The following is an 18,015-nucleotide window of genomic DNA, read 5'->3' as shown; positions in this document are numbered from 1 at the left end:
TCAGCCTCTCCTGCGCGCTCAGACGCCCGCCACTCTCCACCTACCCCCAGCTGTCCACCGCCCCCCGCCTGCGCCCGGGCGAGGCGGCGGGGGTTGGGGCGATCTGGGGGGGTAGCGGGGCGGGGTCGCGGGCGGCGGCGCCGTAGAGCCAGCCTTGGGCCATGTTGACGCCGGCCTTGCGGATGACTTCCTCGACCAGGGGGGTCTCGACCATTTCGGCCAGGGTCTGGACGTTCATCTCGGCGCACATCCGCACCAGCTGGCTGATGAAGGCCGCGCCGCGGGTGTCGTGTTCCAGGTCGCGGATGAAGGCGCCGTCGAACTTCACCACGTCCACATTGAGCTGCTGCAGATAGGCCAGAGAGCTGGCGCCGGCGCCGAAGTCGTCCAGGCAGATCTCGCAGCCCAGCGCCCGCAGGCTCTGCAGATGGCGGTCGGCCTGGGCCAGGTCGCCCACCGCCGCGCTCTCGGTCAGTTCGAACATCAGCCGGCCCTTGACCTTGGGACGGGCGGCGACGCGCTTGCAGAGCTCGCTCACGAAGATTGAATTGCCCACAGACCGGCCCGAGAGGTTGACCGCCAGCACCAGGTCCAGGTTCTGCTCCAGCCGGTCCAGGGCCTTGTCCACCACCGCGGCGTCCAGGGCGCAGACCAGGTCCATCTCCTCGGCCATGCGGATCATGGGGAAGGGGGCCCCCTGGTCGCCGAACCGGATGAGGGCCTCATAATGGTGCAGGCTGGCGGGGCCCTTGAGGCTGACCACCGGCTGGAAGAAGAGCGTGAAGTCCCGGGCCTCGACCCGCTTACCCAGGGCGCTGACCTGGGCCATCGTCTGGGCCACCGAGCGTTCAAAGGCCTGGCTGAGACTGGCCGGCGGCGTGCTTGCGCCCCCGTCGCGGAGGAACCCGTCCATGGCGTAGCGGACGGCGCGCAGCAGGTGGTCGGCCGCCAGCTCGCCGCAGCCGCCGACCGTATGCACCACCGGCGCGACGCCGAGGCCCGGATCAAGGTCCAGCAGTCTGGCGATGCGCAGGGATAGTTCCTTCGGCGTCTCGCGGCCTTCGCGAAGCAGGGCGTAGCGGTCGTCGCCCAGGCCCGCCGCCGCGCCGCCGCCGTAGGACTGGGCGCGGATCACCGCGGCCAGGCGGGCGCGCAGCTCGGCGCCTTCGGCTTCGCCGGCCCGTTGGGCGGCGGCCTCGAAGCCCGGAACGTCGACCATGGCGAGTTCGACCTGCAGTCCCCGGTCACGGGCGTGCTCGAGAATGGCCATCGCGGCGGTCTCAAACGAGGCGCGGTCATACAGGCCGTGGGGGCCGGCGGTCTTGGCGGCGGTGGCTCTGGTCAGGACGCAGGACACCGCGCCGCCATTCTGGGGCAGCCGGAAGGCGGAGAGACTGGCTCCGCGATCCTCGCCATCCAGGCTGGCCAGCCGCAGGGTGATCGGGCCGGCCCGCATCCCTTCGCCCAAACCCTTGAACACCATCTTGACCAGCTCACGGTCGTCGGCGGCGATGAAGTCGACCAGGCTTGCACCCTCCAGGGCGCGGTCCTTGGAGCCGGCCAGGGCTTCGCCGGCGCCGAGCGCCATCGAAATCTGGCCGTCGGCCGTGGTCTCGATCAGGAGGTCGGCCGAGGCGAAGGCGAACCCCAGCAGGGCTTTATGAGTCAGCGACAAGAGAGTCTCCTGTTGGAGCCCGATCCTGCATGCCCACGCTTAATCTGGCGTAACACTCGTGTCAGAAACCTGCGACATAAGGGCCCAAACGACCCATTTTCGGTAGGTTTACGGCCCGAAATAGACCCGGTTTTCAACCAGGAGAGTCCATGTCCCTCGCCCTGATGCTCGCTGCGGCGCTGGCCGCCCTCTCAGCCTGTGATCTGGAGACCCCCAGCGGCGAGGCCGGTTGCACCCGCGCGGCGGTCGACCAGGCGCCCATCAACGCCCTGCAGGCGGTGGGAACGCACAACTCCTACAAGCTGGCCATCCCGCCCGCCGAGATGGCCCTGCTGCGGGCGATGGCGCCGGCCCAGGCGGCCGGCCTGGACTACGCCCATCCGCCCCTGGCCGTTCAGCTGGCGGCGGGCGCCCGGCAGCTTGAGATCGATGTGGTCTACGATCCCGACCCTGGTCGCTACGCAAGGCCCCTGGGCCTGCGGATGGCGCCGGGGACGAGCCCCTACGACCTGGAGCCCCTCATGGAGCCGGGTCTGAAGGTGATGCACGTGCAGGACATAGACTATCGCAGTTCCTGCCCGCTGTTCACCGGCTGTCTGGCGCAGGTGGCGGCCTGGTCGCAAGCCCATCCCGACCACGCGCCGCTGCTCATCCTGCTGAACCTGAAGGAGGGGGAGGCCCTGCCGGCGCCCGGCGCGGTGAGCCCCGCCCCCTTCGACGCTGTGGCCATGGACGCCGTGGACGCCGAGATCCGCAGCGTCTTCCCCCCAGAGGCGCTGATCACCCCCGACGACGTGCAAGGCTCGCACCCGACCCTGAGGGCCGCCGTCGCGGCCGGCGGCTGGCCGAGCCTCGGTCAGGCCCGGGGCCGGGTCATGTTCGCCCTCGACGCGCCGCGCTCCCAGGTGGACCTGTACCGCGCAGATCGTCGGTCCCTGGAGGGCCGGGTCATGTTCGTGAACATCGATGAGCAGGACGACGCCGCCGCCTACATCACCTTGAACGACCCTGTGGAGCAGGCCGAGCGCATCGCCGCGGCCGTGGCCGCGGGGCTGATCGTGCGCACCCGGGCCGACGCCGATACGGTTGAGGCCCGCGAGAATGACGGCGCCCGCCGCGAAGCCGCCTTCGCCACGGGCGCCCAGTACATTTCAACCGACTATATGAGCCCCGATCCGCGCTTCAGCGACTATCGGGTCGAGCTGCCCGGCGGCGGCGCAGCCCGGCTCAACCCGCGCTGGGCCGCGTCTTCGAAGGCCGTGGACTAGGGGCTAGAACCGACAGGTCTGGGCGGCGCTCACTGGGCGGCCCAAGCGTCATCACTCTGACCTCGTCCGCTTCGGACCCTCTGAAGCGCTTCAGTCGGGCGCGCGCTCAGCAAAGCGGGGCAGGGCGTCGTCGAGGGCCCACCAGTCGGCGTGGGAGTCGGCGAAGATGTGAAAGCCGAGCTGGGCGCCGCTGGGCTCGTCCAGGCTTCCGGCCCGCAGCCGGACCACGCCGGGGCGGGCCGTGGTGCGGCTGAACAGCGGCGAGCCACATTGGCCGCAGAAGGCCCGCGTCTTGCCCGGTGAGGACTCAAACAGCACAGGTTCGGCTGCGCCAGGCATGAAACGAAGCTGCGCCTCGGTCACCGGAATATTGGCGGCGAAGGCTGAGCCCTGGGCTTTGCGGCACTGGCTGCAATGGCAGAGCTGAATGTCAGCCAGCGGCCCGGCGACCTCGTAGCGGATCTTTCCGCACAGGCAGCCGCCCGCGTGAAGGTCGTCTCGGGCTTTGGTCATGGGGCAGGACGCTGGCCTAGATCTGGCCGCCGAAATTGAAGGCCTCGCCCAGTCTGCCCACCAGCCGTTCGCCGGTCCAGACCTCGACGGCATGCCGCGCGTCGCCCAGACGGGCGGCTTCTGCCAGGGCATGACGGTCATCGCGGTAATCAACTTCCACAGCCTCGGAAATGTTCTCTTCCGGGGTGACGATATAGACTCTGTAATGTTGCATTGTGATCACCTTCGCCAAGAGGGCGGGAGCTCACAGGGCTCTCGATCATCGGAGCTCGACGGAATGCTTTCCGATGACCCGTTCAACCTACACCATGCTTTTCGCGTTAACCAATCAACTCTATGGTGAGCGACGGGGTGATCTTGCCAGCACTTGGATCGCGCCAGCGGCTCGCAAAGCGATGGCGCAATGGCTAAATAGACGCCATGGACGCGACCCTTTTGCAGACCTCGAGCCGACCGGCCGCTGATGCGGCTATCGAGGCCGTGCGCGCGGCCGTCGGGCTGCCTGCGGGCGCCCGCGTCGTGGCCGCCATGTCCGGGGGAGTCGACTCAACGGTCACAGCCGCCCTTTTGGCCCAGGCGGGCTATGACGTCGTCGGCGTGACCCTGCAACTCTATGACCATGGGCAAGCCCTGGCCAAGAAGGGCGCCTGCTGCGCCGGCCAGGACATCCACGACGCCCGCTCGGCGGCCGAGGCCATCGGCATCCCGCACTATGTCCTCGACTATGAGAGCCGGTTCCGCGAGGAGGTGATGGAGGAGTTCGCCGACGCCTATCTTCGCGGCGAGACGCCGATTCCCTGCGTGCGCTGCAATCAGACGGTCAAGTTCCGCGACCTGCTGGACGTGGCCCGGGACCTGGGCGCCGAGGCGCTCGCGACCGGCCACTATGTCCGCCGCTCCACCGGCGGCAATCGTCCCCATCTGCAGCGAGCGGCGGATGCGACGCGGGACCAGAGCTATTTTCTGTTCGCCACCACGGCCGAGCAACTGAACTTCCTGCGCTTCCCCTTGGGCGGTCTGCCCAAGACGGAGGTCCGTCGGGTGGCGGCCGAACTTGGCCTGGCGATCGCCGACAAGCCTGACAGCCAGGACATCTGCTTTGTGCCTGAGGGGCGCTACACCACCGTCATCGACCGCCTGCGCCCGCAGGGCGCGGAGCCCGGCGACATCGTCCATATGGATGGCCGGGTGCTTGGCCGGCACGAGGGTGTGACCCGCTACACCATCGGCCAACGCCGGGGCCTGAACGTGGCTGTGGGCGACCCCCTGTTTGTGGTCCGCATCGACGCGGCGGCGCGGCAGGTGATCGTCGGCCCCCGCGAGGCGCTGCTGACCGCCGCGCTTCGGCTGAAGGAGACCAACTGGCTGGGCGAATCAGCCAGTTTCGAGGCGGCCTGTGACGAGGGCCGTCCGGTGCTGGCCCGGGTGCGTTCCACCCGCGAGCCAGTTCCTGGGCGACTCGCCTGGGTGGACGGCGAGGTTGGCGTGCTGTTCGACGGCGCCGAGGAAGGGGTCGCGCCCGGCCAGGCCTGCGTGCTCTACGCCCCAGAAGACCCCGACCGGGTGCTGGGAGGCGGCTTTATCGCCGCCACGACGCCGGCTCTGACCTGAAAAATTCTTGGCGGGACCCCTGGTCAGGCCGCTTTCGGTCTGGCAGCCACATTCCGGTCGAACCAAAAGTTCACATCGGCACGTGCAACCTCGTCTGATCTCTCGCCCCTATCGGAACCTCCCGCTTCATGGCTTTTGACTCCACGGCCCCCACGGGTCGCCTCAGCGCCGCTCACTGGCGCAAGACGCTCGCGGCCTATCGGGGTCCGCAGCTTTCCCGCAGCCTTGCGGAGATCGCCTGGACCGTGCTGCCCCTGAGCGGTTTCGCCCTGGCGGCCACCCTGCTGGTGGCCAATGGGATCTGGCTTGGCCTTGTCCTGACGATTCCGGCGGCGGCCTTCCTGGTGCGGATGTTCATGCTGCAGCATGACTGCGGCCACGGCTCCCTGTTCGCCAGCCGGGAGGTCAATGACGCCGTGGGCCGGGTCCTGGGCGTCCTGACCTTGACCCCCTATGGCTACTGGCAGTCCTCGCACGCCAACCACCATGGCACCTCGGGCAATCTTGATCGCCGTGAGCTCGGTGCGATCGAGCTGATGACCGTCGAGGAGTACAAGTCCCGCTCGCCGCTTGGCCGTTTCCTCTACCGTTTCTATCGCCATCCCCTGGTGCTGTTCGCCATTGGTCCGGCCTATATGTTCTTCCTGCAGCATCGGCTGCCCATCGGCATGATGGCCGACCGCAAGGCCTGGATCAGCGTTATGGGCGCCAATCTCGGGATCGCCGCGGTGATCGCCGCAGGGATCGCGGTCTTCGGCGCCGTGCCGTTCCTGGCCGTCTATGGGGCGACCGTCTTTCTGGCGGCGGCGGCCGGGGTCTGGCTGTTCTATGTCCAGCATCAGTTCGAGCAGACCAGCTGGGCCCGCAAGGAGACCTGGAACCTGCATGATGCAGCCCTGCACGGCAGCTCGTTCTATGACCTGCCCCGGCCACTGGCCTGGCTGACCGCCAATATCGGCGTGCACCACATCCACCACCTGCACAGCCGCATCCCCTTCTACCGCCTGGGGGACGCCCTGAAGGACTACCCGGAGCTGCGGGGCTACAGCCGCCTTGGGCTGCGCGAGAGCCTGGGCTGCGCCCGCCTCACCCTATGGGACGAGACGGCCGGCCGCATGGTGGGCTTCAGGGAGCTGGCCCGGGCGGCCTGAGGCTGACAGCGGCGGACTGGAGAGCGCGTCGGCGGCAGGCTATCCTGGCGCCATGAGCCAGACCGATCCCATTGTCATCGCCGCCTTCGCCCGCACCCCCATGGGCAGCTTCCAGGGTGCGCTGTCGCCCCTCAAGGCCACCGAGTTGGGAGCCGCCGCCGTCCGCGCCGCCGTCGCCAGGGCCGGAGTCGCGCCTGAGGCGGTGGAGCAGATCTTCATGGGTTGCGTCCTGCCGGCCGGCCTCGGCCAGGCGCCGGCGCGTCAGGCGGCCCTGGGCGCGGGCCTTCCCCGCTCGGTGCAGGCGACCACCGTCAACAAGATGTGCGGCTCCGGCATGCAGGCGGCGATCATGGCCCACGACGCCCTGGTGGCCGGTTCGGCCGATATCATCGTCGCTGGCGGCATGGAGAGCATGTCGAACGCGCCCTACCTGCTGGCCAAGCATCGCTCAGGCGCGCGGATCGGCCACGACACCGCATTTGACCACATGTACCTCGACGGTCTGGAGGACGCCTATGAGCCTGGGCGGCTGATGGGCGCCTTCGCCGAGGAAACGGCGCGGCGCTACCAGTTCACCCGCGAGGCCATGGACGCCTTCGCCATCGAGAGCCTGGCCCGCGCCAGAGGGGCGACGGAGACTGGCGCCTTCGCCGGCGAGATCGTCCCAGTCGATGTGACCACCCGTCAGGGGGTCTCGACCATTTCGAGTGACGAACAGCCTCTGAAAGCCGATCCGGCCAAGATCCCGACGCTCAAGCCCGCCTTCGCCAAGGACGGGACAATCACCGCAGCCAACGCCAGCTCCATCAGTGACGGGGCCGCCGCCCTGGTCCTGACCCGGGCCTCGGTCGCGGAGAAACTTGGCCTGCCGGTTGTGGCGCGTCTCGTGGCCCACGCCGCCCACGCTCACGAGCCTGGCCAGTTCACCACCGCGCCGGTCCCCGCCATGCGCAAGGCCCTGGCCAAGGCCGGCTGGACCGTGGACCAGGTCGATCTGTTCGAGGTCAATGAGGCCTTCGCCGTAGTGGCCATGATCGCCGAGCGCGAGCTGGCCATTCCGCGGGAGAAGCTGAACGTCAATGGCGGCGCCTGCGCGCTGGGCCATCCGATCGGCGCGTCCGGCGCGCGGATCCTGGCCACCCTGATCGCCGCCCTGCAGGCCAGGGGCGGTCGTCGCGGCCTCGCCAGCCTGTGCATCGGCGGTGGCGAGGCCACGGCGGTGGCGGTGGAGCTGGTCTGAAGCGCGTTCCGATAAGTGGGAACCGGTTATCGGTACGAAACGCGCGCCCACTAAGGGCGGGTTCAGCCCGGGGAGATCATCTTCTCCGGACGCACGACCTCGTCGAACTCTTCGTTGGTGACGTAACCGCCGCCCACGGCTTCCTCGCGCAGGGTGGTGCCGTTCTTGTGCGCGGTCTTGGCGATCTTGGCGGCGTTGTCATAGCCGATCGTGGGCGCCAGCGCGGTGACCAGCATCAGGGAGCGCTCCAGGGCGGCCTTGATATTGTCCTCGCGGGCCTCGATGCCCACCACGCAGTTGTCGGTGAACGAGACCGCTGCGTCCGACAACAGCTTGCACGATTGCAGGAAGTTGTAGGCCATGACCGGGTTGAAGACGTTCAGCTCGAAGTGACCCGAGGCGCCGGCGAAGGTCATGGTCGTCTGGTTCCCGAACACCTGGGCGCAGACCATGGTCAGGGCTTCGCACTGGGTGGGGTTGACCTTGCCCGGCATGATCGAGGAGCCCGGCTCGTTTTCCGGCAGGGACAGCTCACCGAGGCCCGAGCGGGGCCCAGACCCCAGGAAGCGGATATCGTTGGCGATCTTGAACAGGGAGCCCGCCACCGTATTGATCGCCCCGTGGCTGTAGACCATGGCGTCATGGGCCGCGAGCGCCTCGAACTTGTTGGGGGCGGTGATGAAGGGCAGGCCGGTGATGGCGGCGATCTTCTTGGCCACCGTCTCGGCGAAGCCCACCGGCGCGTTCAGGCCGGTGCCGACGGCGGTGCCGCCCTGGGCCAGCTCATAGAGGCCGTAGAGGCTTTCCTTCAGCCGGCGCACGCCGCTGGAGACCTGATGGGCGTAGCCGGAGAATTCCTGGCCCAGCGTCAGGGGGGTGGCGTCCTGGGTGTGGGTCCGGCCGATCTTGATGATGTGGTCGAAGGCTGCGGTCTTTGTTTTGAGCGCGGCGTGCAGATGTTCGAGGGCCGGCATCAGTTCGCGGGCCACCTGCTCTGCGCAGGCGATGTGCATAGCCGTGGGATAGGTGTCGTTGGACGACTGGCTCATGTTCACGTGGTCGTTGGGATGGACCGGCGACTTGGAGCCCATCACCCCGCCGAGCATCTCGATGGCGCGGTTCGAGATCACCTCGTTGGCGTTCATGTTCGACTGGGTGCCGGAGCCCGTCTGCCAGACCACCAGGGGGAAGTGGTCGTCGAGCTTGCCGTCGATCACTTCCTGGGCCGCCTGAACGATGGCCGCGCCAATTTTCGGGTCGAGCCGGCCGAGCTCCATATTGGCTTCGGCTGCGGCCCGCTTGACCACGCCCAGGGCGCGGATCATGGGCTGGGGCTGCTTTTCCCAGCCGATCTTGAAGTTCCCGATGCTCCGCTGGGACTGGGCGCCCCAGTAGCGGTCGACCGCAACCTCGATGGGGCCGAAGGTGTCGGTTTCGGTGCGGGTCGCGGTCATCGGAGGATCTCCAGCCAGAATTGTCGCGTCGGTTTAGCGAGGCCAGGCGAGACTGCAAAGCGTCTGCGGGCTAGAGAGGGCCATGAACGACGGCTGGACCCACCATGGCAAGGTGCGCGCCCGGGAGGGCGAGGGCGATCTCGAGGTCGTCGTCGATGGGCTGACGACCCAGGCCAAATACTACAAGCCGCTGATCTACGAGTTCTTCCGCAAGGCCTGGCGGGGCGGGCGCCCCGCCTGGGGGGACTACGCCGTGGAGATCGCCATGGAATATGTGGGCGACCCGCCGTGGCTGGATCTCGACAATCTGGCCAAGGCGATCCTCGACGCCATCAAGGGCTACGCCTTCCACGACGACGCCCAGGTGGCGCGCCTGCTGGTGGAGCGGCGGGCCGGCGAGCGCGAGCGCATCATCGTGCGGGTTCGCCGCATGGCTGACGGCGGCGTGCAGCCCGGCGCCGGCCTCTCAGGCGGTCCTGGCCGACCGTTCCAGGGCCAGTAGAGCCAGCACCCCGTAGGCCACGACCACGAAAGCCCCATAGCGCCCGAGGCTCTCTGGCGGCAGATCAGGCATCAGCGTGTCGAACAGGGCCATGACGAGGATGGCGCCAGCCAGGCCAGGCGCGCTGAAGGCCAGGGCCGCAGGCGCCCGACGCCGCAGAGGCAGTCGCCGCAGGCGCATGGTCAGGTGAAAGAAGAAGGCGATGGCGCTGGCCACCAGGGCGGCGTTCAGCACGTAGAACCAGAAGGCCTGCTCGATCAGGCCGCCGGCGAAGGCGGCGTAGAAGAGCGTTGCGGCCAGCCAGACAACGCCCCCCGCGATCGCGAACCAGAAACTGTCTTCTTTCGACACGACACACCCCCCATTCACCGCTTTAGGCGAACTGCTGCGACAGTCGTGCCAAGGCCAAGCTTGAGGGCCGCCCACGAAAAAGCGGCCGCGCTGCAAAGCGCGGCCGCCATCCTCGCGAACCGATCCTGGGGGAGAAGAGGTTCAGCGATACTGCTGCAGTCGGGTGGTCCGCAGGCCGGCGAGGCCATGGCGTTCGATCGACTTCTGCCAGGCGAGGAACTCCTCCGACGTCAGGCCATAGCGGGCCAGGGCGTCTTCGAGGCTCAGCAGCCCGCCACGGACGGCGGCCACCACCTCGGCCTTGCGGCGGATCACCCACCGACCCGTATCGGCGGGCGGCAGGTCGGCCAGGGTCAGGGGCGCGCCCGTCGGGCCGATCACATAGGGCTCGCCGCGGCTGTTCGTTCGGGTCTGTTGTTGTTGTTGCAACATGGCTTTACGCCCTTCACACCATCATCGTTGAGCCAGACCATAGTCCGGCTGCCATAACAGCTCGTGAATCCCGATAGTGAAAATTACAGTAACCATTTGACCCCCCCGTGTACTGAAATGATACAGTTAGAGATTTCAGAAGGCGTTAACCTTCACTAAATCTCAGTTACGCGCCAAGTTATCGGCGCATACTGATAAGCTCATCCAACATCTGGTCGGCGGTTGTAATGATGCGCGAGCAGGCGGAGTAAGCTTTCTGCGTCGTGATCAGGCCCGTAAACTCAGCCGACATGTCCACGGTTGAGTTTTCGAGGGTCGAGGGGGAAATGGCGCCGGCCCCACCCTGGCCCGGGAGCTTGATCACATACTCACCGCTGTTGATCGTGCCGCGGTAAGCGTTGCCGCTGACCGCCTGCAGCCCATCTGGATTGGTGAAGGTTGCGACCCCGATCCGGGCGATCTGACGGACCTGGCTGTTGTCGAAGATCGCCGACACGATACCGGCCTCATCCACCTGTACGCCCACCACCGTGCCGACCGTGGCGCCGTCGGGGTTCACGAGGCGGACCGTCGAAGCGTTGGCGTACTGGGTCAGCTTGGTGAGATCGAACCGGATGTCCTGGGCGCCGACGCCGAGATTGTCTTGCCAGCGCGGGGTGCCAGCTGTGCCAGAGGCCGCCAGGCTGATGGTGGGGGCTGCGCCGGCCGCGCCAAACAGGGTGGTGTTGTCCAGGTCTATGGTGCCGTCCTGGTTGAACATCACCAGGCCCTCGGCGATCTGGCCTGAGGGGCCGCCGGTCACGTCGGCGGCGGGAATGGCGAAGATTTCCGCGTGCCACTCATTGGGGTTGGCCGAACTGCGCAGGAAGCTCAGGGACACCTTGTGGGTGCCGCCCATGGTGTCGACGACGTTCATCTCGATGCTGAAGTCCGGCTGGGTGCCGGTCAGCGGGTCTGAATTCTCTTCCCAATCGGCCATGGAGCGCGTGGCCGCATTGTAGGTGCCTTCCGCCGCCGAGATGGTCTGGCGCTTGTCCAGGTTGGCGTTCAGCACAACGTTCGCCGTCGCCTGAACCGCCGAACCGAGGTTCTTGACGTTGATGGAGTCAAGTTCGTTCAGGTCAGACGGATTGTAGTTGATGGTGCCGTCGGCGGCGATCGGCCAGCCCTGCAGGAAGAACCCGGCGTCATTGCGCAGAAAACCGTCGGCATCGACGCTGAACGAACCTGCCCGGGTGAAGACCCGCTTGTCGGCTTCGGTCAGGCCGGCGCCCTTCTCGCTGACGATGAAGAAGCCGTCCCCGGCGATGGCCAGGTCGGTGGAGGCGTTGGCGCTCTGGATCAGCCCTTGCTGGCTGATGTACTGGCGCGTGAGCCCCTGAACGCCGCCGGCGCTATAGCGCCCGGTCACCGCCTGGGCGGTCACGATGTTGGCGAAGTTCACCTGGTTGCGCTTGTAGGCGACGGTGTTGATGTTGGCGATGTTGTCGGAGATCGCCGCGAGGGCCGAGGAATTGGCGGTCAATCCCGAGACGCCGGCGAGCATGGCGCTGTTGATGCTCATGGGGGTGTTTGCCTTCTGTGATGAGTCTTGAGGGGCGGCTGCGTCCTTTCAGGACGCGGTCAGGCCGCCTGCGCCGGCGTTTCTTCGTCGCTGTTGTTACTGGGAGGAACCGATCCGCCCGAGGCGGTCGGGGTCACCGCCGCAGGGGGCAGACCGATGCTGCTGATGGTGTTCCAAAGGGCGCGGCTGCCGCCGATGGTCACATAGGTCTGGCCGTCCACCTGCTCGACGGCGCGGACCAGGCCGTCGATGAATGTGTTGTGGCCCACGCTGGCGCCGGCAGAGTCGGTGGCGGTGATGCGCAGGGTGTAGGTCCCGCCATCGGCCAGTTGAGCGCCGAGAATGTTCTTCCCGTTCCAGCTGAACTTGTGTTCGCCGCCTGCGACATTCTCCAGGGCCTGGACGTGGACAATGGAGCCCTTGGAATCGAGAACCTCGACCTTGACGCTCTGGGCTTGACGATCGAGGCGGTAGACCCAGTCTGCGGACTTGTCTGTGAGGTTGGCCTCGTCGGTGGCGGCGCGGACCTGCTTGCCGATCAGACTGACGGCGTCGGCGACGCCGTCGCCCGAGGCGCCCACCAGCTGCTTAAGCAGGTCGTTGGTCAGCAGCTGCTGCTCGACCCCGGTCATCTGCACGATCTGCTGGGTGAAGTCCCCTGAGTCCATCGGCGACAGAGGGTCCTGGTTCTTCATCTGAGTGGTCAGCAGAACCAGAAAGGTGTCGAAGCTTTCAGCCAGCCGTTGGCCGCCCACGCTGGTGGATGCGGCGGTCTGTGTGTTGGCGACGGCGTTGGTTTGCATGGCTCTTCTCTAGATCCGAACGTCCACGCCGGTAGATGACCGACGGGGCTGGTAGAGGCGCGCGGCGCCGGCTGCGGTGTCGGCCTCGTCAGCCACGCCCAGGGCTGACTGGAAGGCGCGGCCCTGCCAGGCCTCGCGTTCCGGCGCCTGGTCAGCGAACTGGCCGCCGCCGCCCCGCTGATCCTGGGGCGAGTTGAATGACAGGCCTCCAGAGAGGTCGAAGCCGGCCTGTTCAAGGGCCCGCACGAGATCGGCTGAGCGGCCGCGCATCTCGCTGGCGGCGTGGGGATTATCGAAGGCCATGGCGGCCGTCAGCTTGCCCTGGGCGTTGATATCCACCCGCACATCGACCCGCCCAAGCCCCTCCGGCGTAAGCTGGATGTCGAAGTGGGTCGTCCGGCCTTCAAGGCGGCGGGCCACCTGAGCGGCCAGGTCGGAGACAGTGGCGGAGGTGGCGACCGGGCGAAGGCCATCCTTCATCTCCGTCGTCGCGCCTCCAGAGGCGCTGGTGGGCGCCGAGCCAGGGCTGTCGGGCCCGTCCAGACTCGTCGTTTCGACACCTTCAGTCTCCCCTGCGACGGCCTCGGCTACAGCGGCGTCCAGGATCGGTGCGAGGGCGGTCTCAGGCTTGGAGGCGACTGGCGCGGCCGGCGCTGCGGTCAAGGAGAAGGGTGACGGAGGTTGAGCTGCGGGCGCGCCCTTGGCGGCGGCGCTGGCCTTGTCCGGCGCGTCGTCAGGCGCCTCGGCCGTGTCAATGGGCGTGGTCGTCGCCTGCCCGGTCTGGCCAGCCCGCAGGGTGACGACGCCTGCGGCCGCGGCCGCCGTCATCAGGGGTTGGCTGGCCTGGGCGGCGGTCGAAGGGGGAGGCGTGGCGGTGGTGGTTTCAGCTGCAGGCGGGGTCGCCGGCGCAGTTGCGGTTGCGGCGGCCAAGGTGGCTGGCCGAGGCATGGCGGCGTCGCCGGCGGCTCGGGGCGCGGCTTCAGCCTTGAGGCTTTCGGCCTGACTGGTGTTCGCGCCAGTGTCGGCTCTGACAGGGCCTGACCTGTTGGCGATCCCGGGCGGATTGGTGGTGGCGTCCCCCTCGCCCGGGGCCAAGGGGGTCCCGGTCGACTCCTGGCCTTCCACGGTCGCCCCCAGGGTCGCCCCTGTGGCCAGGGCCGCGACGTCGCCATTGGGTGCGCTGTCTGCGGAGACCTGAGTCCCTACCTCGAGCGTCAGGGCGCCTACGGACTGAGGTTCAACAGAGGTGGCGGGGCTGGCGACCACCGGCGTGGGCGCCTGAGGCAGACCGCTCGCCCCGGCCAGCTGGGTGTCAGCGGGGAGGAGGTCTTCGGGTTGGGCCTCGGCGTCACCTTCCGTATCGCCATTCGGCGCGACCATGACCTTGCCGCCAGGCAGGGTCGGGCTGTCGGGCGTCGCTTGAGGCTGCCCCCCGCCTTCGCCGCCGAACAGCGCCGCCATCAACCCCTCAAACCCCGCCGCCGCCGATGGCGCGGGTGTGGCGGCCCCGACGGGGGACGCCTGGGGGGGAAGGGCGATGGGGAGCAGAGCAAACGACATGGGGACCAGCAGGTGGGCGCGACGGTACGCCATAAGGTGGACTAGACCGGCGCCTGCTGCGCCCAGGGGTTCGAGGAGATGTCAGCAACCTTCACGCCAGTTTGAAGGACTGAGGCAAGTTGTTGAATATAATGGGGAAAACAAAAAGGCTCCGTCGCCGGCGTCGAAAATCGCAGGCGGAACTTGCCCAGTCGACACGCCTGGGCCCGGACGAGTCTGCCGCCTTTCCAAAACCTTACCGAGCCGGGGAGAGCAAACTGGCCCGGGATTTGCGAACTTTGGAGGGTCCATCCCGGGCCCTGAATGGGTCGGTATTGAAAAGGCTAGGGTTTTTCCGGACCCTCGCGTGTGCGTTCATCTCAGGCCCGGCAGAATGCGCCGGCCCACGCAGCGAGGATTGCCGGGTGGAAGGGCAAGGCCATGTCGCTGACAGCGGTCCTTAAGACAGCAAACTCCGGGCTGGTCGCCTCTCAGGTCGGCCTCCGGGCGGTGTCTGACAACATCGCCAACGTCAACACCGCTGGCTATGTCCGCAAGACGGTCGACCAGCAGCAGCTGGTGGTCGCCGGCCAGGGCATGGGCGTCGAGGTTTCCGGCGTCAAGCGGGTGACCGACCAGTACCTGCAGCTGGCGACCCTCACGGCGGGCTCGGAGTCCGGCCGGTGGGACGCCGTCGCCCAGTATATGGACAACGCCCAGAGCCTGTTCGGCGACCCCTCGGGAGAGGCCTTCTTCTTCGGCCGGCTGGACGAGATCTGGGCCACCTTCGCGGCCACCGCCAACGACCCCTCCTCAAGTCTCCTGCGCAGCCAGTCGCTGTCCTCCATCGAGGACTTTCTCAATGAAGGCGCGAGGATCAATACCGCGCTGAACGAGCTCGGCCGGACGGTCGATACACAGATCAGCGCCAACATCGACCGCGCCAACGACCTGCTGGATCAGATCAACAAGCTCAATGCCGACATCAGTCGCGCCAGGATGGTGGACGCTGACGCCTCTGGATCGGAGAATATCCAGAGCCAGCTGGTGGATGAGCTGGCGACCCTTATCAATGTGCAGGTGAGCTCACGCTCCACCGGCGGTCTGATGATCCGCTCAACCGAGGGGGTGATGCTGGCCGGGGATGGGGCGGCGGTCCTGTCCTATTCCCGCACCGACAGCACCAAGGGCTACATCACCGCCACCACCTCGGCGGGCTCGGGCGTCGGCAAGCCGATCACCATCACCGGGGGCGCCCTTCGTGGGCTTCTAGACCTGCGGGACGACAAGCTGCCGGGCATATCCGATCAGCTTGGCGAATTCCTGAGCCGGGCCGCGGACTCCATCAACGCCGCGCACAACGCCGCGACCACCGTTCCGGCCCAGACGACCCTGACCGGCCGCAATACGGGACTTGATCTGCCCACCGCTGTCGAAGGCTTCACGGGCGCCACGACGGTGGCCATTGTCGACGCTGCGGGTCTGCTCACCCGCCGGGTGGATATCGACTTCACCGCCGGGACCATGAGCGTCGACGGCGGTCCGGCAGCCGCCTTCACCCCTGCCAGCTTCCTCGCGGATCTGAACGGCGCCCTGGGCGCCACGGGCTCCGCCAGCTTTACAAACGGGACGCTCAGCCTGACGGCGGCCACCGGCGGTGTGGCCATCGACGAAGGGACCTCCAACAAGGCGGGCCGGGCCTTCTCGCACTTCTTCGGCCTCAACGACATCGTCCGGTCCGGCGGCTTCACCAACTATGACACGGGCCTCTCGGGGACCAGCGCCCATGGCTTCACCCCAGGCGACCAGCTCACCATCCGCCTGGCCCAGGGGGACGGCAAGCCGATCCGCGATGTGACTGTCAGCGTCCCGGCGGGCGCGACCATGAACGATCTGGTGGCGGCTCTGAACCACAACACATCGGGCGTCGGCCTCTATGGGCAGTACAGCCTGGACTCCAGCGGCGCGCTGAAGTTCACCGGCTCAGAACCCTTCTACGCCACCACCTCCATCGTTCAGGACAACACCGCGCGCGGGGTCGGCGGCCCCTCGATCAGCGCCCTGTTCGGCCTTGGCACGGTCGAGCGCTCAGGTCGCGCCAATCGCCTGGAGGTCGCCGCCGCCTTCATCACCGATCCCATGAAGGTCGGGCTGGCCAAGCTGGACCTGAGCGTCGCCGCCGGGCAGCCGGTCCTGACGCCAGGCGATGGTCGCGGCGCGCTGGCCCTGGCCGCGGCCGGCGACGTGGTTTCGCGCTTCGGCGCCGCCGGGTCCCTGGGGCAGGTCAATATGACGGTCTCGCGCTATGCGGCGGAATTTGGCGGCTCTATCGGGCGGGAATCGGCGGCCGCCGACACCCGCCGCTCCAGCGCTCAGGCGGTGAAGACCGAGGCGGTCAATCGCCGTCAGTCCGTCGAGGGCGTCAATCTGGATGAGGAACTGGTTCGTATGACCACCTATCAGCAGGCCTTTAACGCTTCGGCCCGCATGATCCAGGCGGCCAAGGAACTGTTCGACGTCCTGACCAACATCGTCTGAGGACCAAAACCATGGTGAGCCGCGTCTCCACCGGAGGAAACTACAGCGCCGTCCTGGCCAACCTGGTCTCCGCCCAGCAGCGGCAGATGGACGCCGGAACCAAGGTCGCGAGCCAGAAGAACGGGTCGGACCTGAAGGACTATGCCCGCAACGCCGAGATGCTGACCGCCATGCGGTCCATCGAGACGCGCCTGGGCGCCTTCGCTGAACAGAACAAGCTGGTCAGCGATCGCCTGACCACTCAGGATTTCGCCCTGTCCCAGGTGGCCGACGCCGCCCAGATCGCCCGCCAGGCCATCGCCGAGTCCATCGCCAGCGGGCGGGTCGACACCCTGATGCAGGACATGCAGGCCGCCTTCCGCAACGGCGTCGAGGGAATGAATTCCCGCTATGGCGGCAAGTACCTGTTCGCCGGCGGCCAGGTGAACACCGCGCCATTTTCCGCCACTTCGCTCAGCGACCTGACGATCCCGGCGACCAATGTGTCCGACTATTTTCACAACGACAGCTTCATCGCCCAGGCCAAGGTCGATGATTCCACCCTGGTTAATCTGGGCTTCCTGGCCGACGCCTTCGGGACTGGCATGATGGAGGCGTTCAAGGCCATCCAGGCCTTCGAAGAGGGCGTGGATGGGCCGTTCAATGGCGAACTCACCGACAACCAGCGGACCTTCCTGGAGAGCCAGCTCTCGGTCTGGGATACGGCCTATAAGGATATGGTCAATGTGGGGGGGCGCAACGGCATGGTGCAGAGCCGCGTCGACTCCGTGAAGGAAGATCTGGTCGCGCGCACCAACAGCATCAAGGGCATGGTCGGCGAGATCGTCGACGCCGATATGAGCCTGGCGGTATCAAATCTTCAGCAGGCCCAGATCTCGGTGCAGGCCGCCGCCCAGGTGTTTATTGCGTTGAAGGAAAGCTCCCTCCTCAACGTCCTGCGCTGAAACTGACGCCACCGCGGCGCCTGGTCAGGTCTCCCCCCATAACGGCGCCGGCGCGCCAGCCAGACTGTGGAAGGCGCCATAGGCCTGGTCCATGGCGCCGCCAGCATAGCTTTCCCGAGATTTCATGCGGTTCAGCCAAGCGTTCGCTTCTGGCGTGGCTTCCAGCAGGGCCGCGCCTTGCGGCGTGCGGCCGAAGAAGAGCAGGTGTGGCGGCAGGAAGGCGTCAGCCAGGGTGAGCTGGTCGCCCACCAGATAACCCCCGGCCGAGCACCAGGTGGTGCAACTCATGGTCCACCCCCTTCTCATCGGCCACCATCATGGCCGTCCAGAGCTAGGCGCTTGCGGCCATCGAGTGAAAGTCAGTGTCGCCATGGCTTTCTTCTGTCGGGCCCAGCTGACAGGAGACGGGGGATCGGCCTTGCCGCGGATC

Annotated in this window: 17 protein-coding genes; 7 read left to right on the top strand and 10 right to left on the bottom strand. The window is 67.2% G+C overall.

Annotated elements, in window-relative coordinates; all coding sequences use genetic code 11:
• Positions 1-40 precede the first annotated feature (40 nt).
• Complete coding sequence (locus tag Q8K84_RS14140) at positions 41-1,675, bottom strand: EAL domain-containing protein (protein WP_305283344.1); 1,635 nt, start codon at positions 1,673-1,675, stop codon at positions 41-43.
• A 149-nt stretch (positions 1,676-1,824) separates the two neighbouring features.
• On the opposite strand from Q8K84_RS14140, the gene Q8K84_RS14135 reads away from it, so the two are divergent.
• On the top strand, positions 1,825-2,943 hold the full coding sequence (locus Q8K84_RS14135) for a phosphatidylinositol-specific phospholipase C1-like protein (RefSeq protein ID WP_305283343.1): 1,119 nt from the start codon (positions 1,825-1,827) through the stop codon (positions 2,941-2,943).
• 90 nt (positions 2,944-3,033) lie between these two features.
• Here Q8K84_RS14135 and Q8K84_RS14130 read toward each other — a convergent pair whose 3' ends face one another.
• Both Q8K84_RS14130 and Q8K84_RS14125 read right to left on the bottom strand, forming a co-directional pair.
• Positions 3,034-3,456 carry a GFA family protein gene (locus Q8K84_RS14130; protein ID WP_305283342.1) on the bottom strand — a complete coding sequence of 141 codons (423 nt, stop codon included), beginning with the start codon at positions 3,454-3,456 and terminating at the stop codon, positions 3,034-3,036.
• Positions 3,457-3,472: 16 nt separating this feature from the next.
• The gene (locus Q8K84_RS14125; RefSeq protein WP_305283341.1) at positions 3,473-3,670 is read right to left on the bottom strand and encodes a hypothetical protein; all 198 of its coding nucleotides are present in this window, start codon (positions 3,668-3,670) and stop codon (positions 3,473-3,475) included.
• A 206-nt stretch (positions 3,671-3,876) separates the two neighbouring features.
• Between Q8K84_RS14125 and mnmA the strand changes: the two genes are divergently transcribed.
• The 3 genes from mnmA to Q8K84_RS14110 all read left to right on the top strand — a co-directional run bounded on the left by mnmA (position 3,877) and on the right by Q8K84_RS14110 (position 7,458).
• On the top strand, positions 3,877-5,067 hold the full coding sequence (gene mnmA / locus Q8K84_RS14120) for a tRNA 2-thiouridine(34) synthase MnmA (RefSeq protein ID WP_305283340.1): 1,191 nt from the start codon (positions 3,877-3,879) through the stop codon (positions 5,065-5,067).
• Positions 5,068-5,195: 128 nt separating this feature from the next.
• Entirely contained in the window at positions 5,196-6,218 is a 1,023-nt protein-coding gene (locus tag Q8K84_RS14115; RefSeq protein WP_305283339.1) for a fatty acid desaturase, read from the top strand.
• A 52-nt stretch (positions 6,219-6,270) separates the two neighbouring features.
• Complete coding sequence (locus tag Q8K84_RS14110) at positions 6,271-7,458, top strand: acetyl-CoA C-acyltransferase (RefSeq protein WP_305283338.1); 1,188 nt, start codon at positions 6,271-6,273, stop codon at positions 7,456-7,458.
• Between the two features lie 62 nt (positions 7,459-7,520).
• On the opposite strand, the gene fumC is transcribed toward Q8K84_RS14110, so the two are convergent.
• Complete coding sequence (gene fumC, locus Q8K84_RS14105; protein ID WP_305283337.1) at positions 7,521-8,912, bottom strand: class II fumarate hydratase; 1,392 nt, start codon at positions 8,910-8,912, stop codon at positions 7,521-7,523.
• Positions 8,913-8,994: 82 nt separating this feature from the next.
• On the opposite strand from fumC, the gene Q8K84_RS14100 reads away from it, so the two are divergent.
• A complete protein-coding gene (locus Q8K84_RS14100; RefSeq protein WP_305283336.1) occupies positions 8,995-9,414 on the top strand; it encodes a RusA family crossover junction endodeoxyribonuclease in 420 nt (139 codons plus the stop codon).
• Here the strand turns inward: Q8K84_RS14100 and Q8K84_RS14095 are convergent.
• From Q8K84_RS14095 to Q8K84_RS14075, 5 genes are all read right to left on the bottom strand, one after another.
• The gene (locus Q8K84_RS14095; RefSeq protein ID WP_305283335.1) at positions 9,379-9,765 is read right to left on the bottom strand and encodes a DUF5367 family protein; all 387 of its coding nucleotides are present in this window, start codon (positions 9,763-9,765) and stop codon (positions 9,379-9,381) included. The two genes, Q8K84_RS14100 and Q8K84_RS14095, sit on opposite strands and share 36 nt — an antisense overlap.
• Before the next feature lie 141 nt (positions 9,766-9,906).
• Positions 9,907-10,197: a DUF1153 domain-containing protein gene (locus Q8K84_RS14090; protein WP_296568259.1), complete on the bottom strand. Its 291-nt coding sequence runs from the start codon at positions 10,195-10,197 to the stop codon at positions 9,907-9,909.
• Positions 10,198-10,375: 178 nt separating this feature from the next.
• A complete protein-coding gene (locus Q8K84_RS14085) occupies positions 10,376-11,761 on the bottom strand; it encodes a flagellar hook protein FlgE (RefSeq protein ID WP_305283334.1) in 1,386 nt (461 codons plus the stop codon).
• Between the two features lie 59 nt (positions 11,762-11,820).
• Positions 11,821-12,564 carry a flagellar hook assembly protein FlgD gene (locus tag Q8K84_RS14080; RefSeq protein WP_305283333.1) on the bottom strand — a complete coding sequence of 248 codons (744 nt, stop codon included), beginning with the start codon at positions 12,562-12,564 and terminating at the stop codon, positions 11,821-11,823.
• 9 nt (positions 12,565-12,573) lie between these two features.
• A complete protein-coding gene (locus Q8K84_RS14075) occupies positions 12,574-14,157 on the bottom strand; it encodes a flagellar hook-length control protein FliK (RefSeq protein WP_305283332.1) in 1,584 nt (527 codons plus the stop codon).
• A gap of 387 nt (positions 14,158-14,544) precedes the next feature.
• On the opposite strand from Q8K84_RS14075, the gene flgK reads away from it, so the two are divergent.
• Both flgK and Q8K84_RS14065 read left to right on the top strand, forming a co-directional pair.
• Positions 14,545-16,641 (top strand): flagellar hook-associated protein FlgK, encoded by a 2,097-nt coding sequence (gene flgK / locus Q8K84_RS14070; RefSeq protein WP_305283331.1) that lies wholly within the window; start codon positions 14,545-14,547, stop codon positions 16,639-16,641.
• An 11-nt stretch (positions 16,642-16,652) separates the two neighbouring features.
• Positions 16,653-17,585, top strand: a complete 933-nt coding sequence (locus Q8K84_RS14065; protein WP_305283330.1) for a flagellin — start codon at positions 16,653-16,655, stop codon at positions 17,583-17,585.
• A 24-nt stretch (positions 17,586-17,609) separates the two neighbouring features.
• On the opposite strand, the gene Q8K84_RS14060 is transcribed toward Q8K84_RS14065, so the two are convergent.
• A complete protein-coding gene (locus Q8K84_RS14060) occupies positions 17,610-17,873 on the bottom strand; it encodes a glutathione binding-like protein (protein WP_305283329.1) in 264 nt (87 codons plus the stop codon).
• Between the last annotated feature and the right edge of the window lie 142 nt (positions 17,874-18,015).

The sequence above is a fragment of the Phenylobacterium sp. genome, assembly GCF_030679875.1.
Taxonomy (GTDB): domain Bacteria; phylum Pseudomonadota; class Alphaproteobacteria; order Caulobacterales; family Caulobacteraceae; genus Phenylobacterium.
The sequence above is the reverse complement of the archived record's forward strand: the minus strand, read 5'-3'. Positions and strand labels throughout refer to the sequence as shown.

Excerpts from the sequence above, each read along its gene's own strand:
- Q8K84_RS14135 (WP_305283343.1), top strand. The coding sequence starts at position 1,825 with ATGTCCCTCGCCCTGATGCTCGCTGCGGCGCTGGCCGCCCTCTCAGCC.
- Q8K84_RS14130 (WP_305283342.1), bottom strand. The coding sequence starts at position 3,456 with ATGACCAAAGCCCGAGACGACCTTCACGCGGGCGGCTGCCTGTGCGGA.
- Q8K84_RS14125 (WP_305283341.1), bottom strand. The coding sequence starts at position 3,670 with ATGCAACATTACAGAGTCTATATCGTCACCCCGGAAGAGAACATTTCC.
- mnmA (WP_305283340.1), top strand. The coding sequence starts at position 3,877 with ATGGACGCGACCCTTTTGCAGACCTCGAGCCGACCGGCCGCTGATGCG.
- Q8K84_RS14115 (WP_305283339.1), top strand. The coding sequence starts at position 5,196 with ATGGCTTTTGACTCCACGGCCCCCACGGGTCGCCTCAGCGCCGCTCAC.
- Q8K84_RS14110 (WP_305283338.1), top strand. The coding sequence starts at position 6,271 with ATGAGCCAGACCGATCCCATTGTCATCGCCGCCTTCGCCCGCACCCCC.
- fumC (WP_305283337.1), bottom strand. The coding sequence starts at position 8,912 with ATGACCGCGACCCGCACCGAAACCGACACCTTCGGCCCCATCGAGGTT.
- Q8K84_RS14100 (WP_305283336.1), top strand. The coding sequence starts at position 8,995 with ATGAACGACGGCTGGACCCACCATGGCAAGGTGCGCGCCCGGGAGGGC.
- Q8K84_RS14090 (WP_296568259.1), bottom strand. The coding sequence starts at position 10,197 with ATGTTGCAACAACAACAACAGACCCGAACGAACAGCCGCGGCGAGCCC.
- Q8K84_RS14085 (WP_305283334.1), bottom strand. The coding sequence starts at position 11,761 with ATGAGCATCAACAGCGCCATGCTCGCCGGCGTCTCGGGATTGACCGCC.
- Q8K84_RS14080 (WP_305283333.1), bottom strand. The coding sequence starts at position 12,564 with ATGCAAACCAACGCCGTCGCCAACACACAGACCGCCGCATCCACCAGC.
- Q8K84_RS14075 (WP_305283332.1), bottom strand. The coding sequence starts at position 14,157 with ATGGCGTACCGTCGCGCCCACCTGCTGGTCCCCATGTCGTTTGCTCTG.
- flgK (WP_305283331.1), top strand. The coding sequence starts at position 14,545 with ATGTCGCTGACAGCGGTCCTTAAGACAGCAAACTCCGGGCTGGTCGCC.
- Q8K84_RS14065 (WP_305283330.1), top strand. The coding sequence starts at position 16,653 with ATGGTGAGCCGCGTCTCCACCGGAGGAAACTACAGCGCCGTCCTGGCC.
- Q8K84_RS14060 (WP_305283329.1), bottom strand. The coding sequence starts at position 17,873 with ATGAGTTGCACCACCTGGTGCTCGGCCGGGGGTTATCTGGTGGGCGAC.